This is a genomic window from Acinetobacter sp. M5A5_2a (assembly GCF_053345265.1).
Genome location: NZ_JBKEZV010000007.1, coordinates 1 through 4589, shown reverse-complemented (window position 1 = coordinate 4589; position 4589 = coordinate 1). Strand labels below are relative to the sequence as shown.

The following is a 4589-nucleotide window of genomic DNA, read 5'->3' as shown; positions in this document are numbered from 1 at the left end:
ATTAAATATTTTCTAGCCAATTTCACATTGACACCTTAAATATTGCAGATTACCATTTGCGGGCTGGCCTACATTGCCAGTCGGTTTTGACGGACCGTTATTTCAACCACATCAGGATTATTTCTTCTGAGGAATAGTTTTGTGTGCACACCTCGTTCCCTCCCGTAGCGGTAGGACGGGAGTGGGACACTTTCGAGTGTGCTGGAGTTGAAACCAGTCCGTCAACCCGCTTCCGTTCTGCCACCATAATTTCTAATGTTTCGGCAGAACTCCAAATAAGGAGTTGGCTATTCACATTCATAAATTATTGGCAGTCACTGTCAAAATCTATCTCGACACAACTTAAATCACTTTAAAGCAGTTTGATGAGCTATAAGCTTTTCAGGCTTTAATTCGTCACGACCAAAAAACTTAGCAACAATAAAACTTGAGATGTGCCAAGCACAGTCTTTACGGCTTTGCTGTGCCTTTTTTTCTCCCAGAAAGGGTAATGGCTTTTATATCTCATTTAGAAACAACAAGAATTTATAACGGTAAAACTATGCCAACTTTAGAAACATCTTCCAAAAAATTACTGGTGATTCATACCGCAATAGATCTGTTTAATATCTATGGATTTCACAATACGGGCGTAGACCTGATTGCTAAAAAATCCAAAATTCCTAAAGCTACTTTTTATAACTACTTTCACTCAAAAGAGCAGCTTATTGAAAGGTGCATCTATTTTCAAAAAAGCCGCCTGAAAGAAGAAGTGCTGGCAATTATTTACTCAAGCCGTTACCGAACCTCAAGCGATAAACTCAAAGAGATTATTGTTTTACATGTCAATTTTAATAGTCTGTACTATCTATTACTTAAAGCCATTTTTGAAATTAAACAGATTTACTCTCAGGCCTACCACATGGCAATTGAGTATAGAAAATGGTTGCTTCGAGAACTTTTTGATTTAGTCTTTAGTTTGGAAACTCATGCGTTAAAACCAAGTGCTGATATGGTTTTAAATCTTATTGATGGTTTGATGTTTCAAATTTTAAGCTCAAATCGTTTGGATGAAAGGGATGTGGTGGTGGAGAGGTTTTTTGGGAGAGATAGGGGCAAAGTAGATATACTTGCCCAAGTTGTGAATTCACCTAAGGTGTCATGCCATTTATATTTAGGATTAATGATAATAAGAGTTTAATTCATATTATTTTGACTGATTAGCAAATTTTTTCATATTCTCAAAGCGCCGTTGATCTTCAGAAAATTTAAAGTTTTCTATGTAGTGATGAATATCAATTGTGAGTATAGTTTGTAGATATGAAAAGGCTAAATGATAGGGTTCTAAAGTTGTGCGATGATATAAAGCTTTTAATGGATCTCGATGCCAAAAATTTAAATCTATTAAGGTCCGTCTTAATTCTATATGATCTACCCGAAGCATAGAACCTTGGTTATTTAGCCATGCTATTAAGGCTAAATTAACTTCTGGTTCAGTTATAACTTTTTCTGAAATACATAATGAAGCTAGAGAAAGTACGATTAATACTTCTTCATCTTTCATATTTTTTAGGCTCATTGACTTCTTTTTTAAAAAGCTCTCAATAACTTGTAAAACTTCATCTTTATTAAGTTTAGGTAAATTTTCAAATTTTCTCAACGATATTCTCCTATACTATTTTTAAATAATTTACTTATACTTGGGGGTGTTTTCAAAGGTAATACTTGTTTTTTTATTAACTATTGCGGAAATTGCTCCAACAAAAAATACTATTATTCCTGTACAAGCTAAAAATAAAATAGCATTTTCAGGTTTAATAAATCCAGCTGTTAATAAGCCAATCATTACAAAAAACTGAAGGAATAGTGAATAAGCAGAAAGTCCTGAATTTAATTTTTCATCTGGAATATGTTCCATTATAAAAGTTGCCATTAAGGAATTTTGAACTCCATTTGCTAGACCCAAAATAAATAAAATAAAAATAGAAAAGTAGAAAACATTGCTTAATGATAAGAAAAACATACATCCTCCAATAATTGCTGCGCATGTACATGAGCCCATTGAAAGTCCTAACTTTGAAAATATTCGTGAAAGAAAAATAGGACCTATTAATAAACCTATGCTTAAGGAGGCAGAAAGAATTCCATATTTAAAGTATGAATATTTTAATTGAATAATACCAATATTCATATAAATAACATTCATACTTGATGAAAGCATTATTGTGACAGATAAAGGTAGTAGTGTGTGTCTAACTAATTTATTTTTAAGGATTATTCCTAAACCTTCCATTAAGCTACTTTCCTTTTTTACTACATTATTATGATTTTTTTCTTCTTTGGGTAGTTTTAAATTGAGACAAAAAATAAATGCAATTATATTAAGAGCAATAATTAATAAGAAAGATTTTTCAAGACCAATTAAGCCAAGAGAAATTCCAGCTAAGGCTGGACCAGCAATATATCCTGCATTTTTTATTGACTGTATTATAGAATTTACTTCTAATAAGTTCTGACTAAAATTTAACTTAACAAATGCTGAGACAGAAACCCAAAAAACATTGTTAATAAAGCCTAGAAAGAAGGTTGTAAAATAAATTAAAAAACTTTCATTTACAAATAAGCATGTGATGAATATAAAAGCACCCAATAAAAATGAAATTGGGATTAGAAGCTTTATGCTGAATTTGTCAAGTATTTTAGGTATTATAAATGTTGAGATGACACCGCCTAAAATAGCACCTGTCATCAATATAGAAATGCCATGTAAACTGTTGTTGCCAGCTTTTGAAAATGATAATAAGAAACTACCTATTTCATCATAAAAGCTTGATATGAAAATGAGTAATAAAAGAGAGTAAGTTTTATAACTCATTGTCTTTATTGGATTTGATATTTTCATTTTAAGCTAAATATTCCCAAGAAGTCCAAAATTTTTCAATTCTTTAAATATATTTAAAGAGTCAATATTAAATAACTTGCTAATATCATAATAATTAAATACTTTTCCGGAATTGGAGGCTAAAAAAACTAACAGTTCAATATTTTTTTTAGAGTATTCAATGAATAAAAAGTATCCATTTACTGCTAATATGATTAAGTCTCTATCATTATTGATATACCATTGAATCGATGCAGTATCTTTAATTAAAATAGGTTTATTGATATCAAATTCATCATTATCCTTTGGTCTTTTTACTTTCATGCCTGATGTTGTATTAATAAGTAGTTTTTTCATAGCCATATGGCGCTCAATACTTCCATCCATTATTTTATTTTTTAAAGCAACTAAATTTAAAATATCTTCATCATTAAGTGTAATTTCGCCATTACTAGAAATGTCATTAATTAAAGATTCATCATGTTTTAAGAAAGTATTAATATAATCGATACTATCTTTGGCATCATCTGAACAATGCCAAAGAGATATATTTATATTTAATGATATTTCCTTTGGTGTTTCAGCTATATGAAATGCATCGAAAGGAAAATAACAAATTTTATCTGTTGTATTTAAAAGAGGAATAGCTTCATTTCTAGCATGTTCATAATGTGGATATTTTAATTTGGCTAGATCACTTCTGGAAGAATCCCATGTCAGCATTGTTTTACCATTTCTGATGCTAAAACCAAAATTATGAGCATCATCAGCATGTATTCCACTTGGCGTTGAGGAATATTTCCCAATGAAACAATCAACATCCGCTCTACCACCTGGTCTATAACCTATTGACTTGGAAAGTGTATCAATGAAATTTTTTGCAAAATCCCAAATAACATGAGATGAACCATGTAAACCAAAATAAGCTATAGACCATTCATTAGCATTATTAATTAAATCTATTCTATTTAGATAGTTATCTAAATTTAAATCTACTGCTTCTAAACAAAAATCATCCCTTATTTTTGTGGTTCTATTATTATTAATTGCTGTGACAAAATCAGCTAATGGGTTTGTTTTTTGAAGTTCTGGTAGGTCTGTTTTATATTTTAGTAGAGCTTGGAATATATCTTGCTCATCAGGTATTTCTATATCTTTTTCAACATCTAGAGAAAAAGGTTTTTTATTCCATGCTGAATTTATAAATTCATCACTAAATGTTTTTTTATTCAATTTTAGCTCCTTAAGTAGAGTTAATAATTCTTTATCTTGTTTGAAGAGGTCAATGAATTAATGTGTAAAATATATTTAATTAATTTTTAGCATTTTAAGAAAGGAACAGATTTAATTAAAAAGATTAATTAAATCTGTTGTTTTCATTTATGCTGCATGCCTAGTAGTATTAATTTCTTTTAATTTTAAGTCTTGATAAAAGTTATCTTTTATTTTTGACAAAATAGTTAATGTGTCTTCATCAGGTACTTGAGCATATTTAACGTTTGTCGCTCGTACAGGTGAAATGTCTTCATCAGGTACTTGAGCATATTTAACGTTTGTCGCTCGTACAGGCGAAATATCTTCATCAGGTACTTGAGCATATTTAACGTTTGTAGCTCGTACTGGTGAAATATCTTCATCAGGTACTTGAGCATATTTAACGTTTGTCGCTCGTACAGGCGAAATATCTTCATCAGGTACTTGAGCATATTTAACGTTTGTAGCTCGTACT

4 protein-coding genes and 1 pseudogene are annotated in these 4589 nt (G+C 30.4%); 1 reads left to right on the top strand and 4 read right to left on the bottom strand.

The annotated features are described in order from the left end of the window. Positions 1-541: 541 nt before the first annotated feature. Positions 542-1084, top strand: a pseudogene (locus tag ACLBWE_RS10525) (TetR/AcrR family transcriptional regulator); the annotation flags it as partial. A gap of 102 nt (positions 1085-1186) precedes the next feature. Here ACLBWE_RS10525 and ACLBWE_RS10520 read toward each other — a convergent pair. From ACLBWE_RS10520 to ACLBWE_RS10505, 4 genes are all read right to left on the bottom strand, one after another. Next, complete coding sequence (locus ACLBWE_RS10520; protein ID WP_199943156.1) at positions 1187-1639, bottom strand: DUF2087 domain-containing protein; 453 nt, start codon at positions 1637-1639, stop codon at positions 1187-1189. Between the two features lie 30 nt (positions 1640-1669). Further along, positions 1670-2881 (bottom strand): MFS transporter, encoded by a 1212-nt coding sequence (locus ACLBWE_RS10515; protein ID WP_447602735.1) that lies wholly within the window; start codon positions 2879-2881, stop codon positions 1670-1672. 6 nt (positions 2882-2887) lie between these two features. Next, positions 2888-4093 (bottom strand): hypothetical protein, encoded by a 1206-nt coding sequence (locus tag ACLBWE_RS10510; protein ID WP_447602733.1) that lies wholly within the window; start codon positions 4091-4093, stop codon positions 2888-2890. 147 nt (positions 4094-4240) lie between these two features. Further along, a partial coding sequence (locus tag ACLBWE_RS10505; protein WP_447602731.1) for a hypothetical protein occupies positions 4241-4589 on the bottom strand: 349 nt, incomplete at its 5' end.

What these genes read in the sequence shown, in the direction of transcription:
- ACLBWE_RS10515 (WP_447602735.1), bottom strand. Translation starts at nt 2,881, where the DNA reads ATGAAAATATCAAATCCAATAAAGACAATGAGTTATAAAACTTACTCT.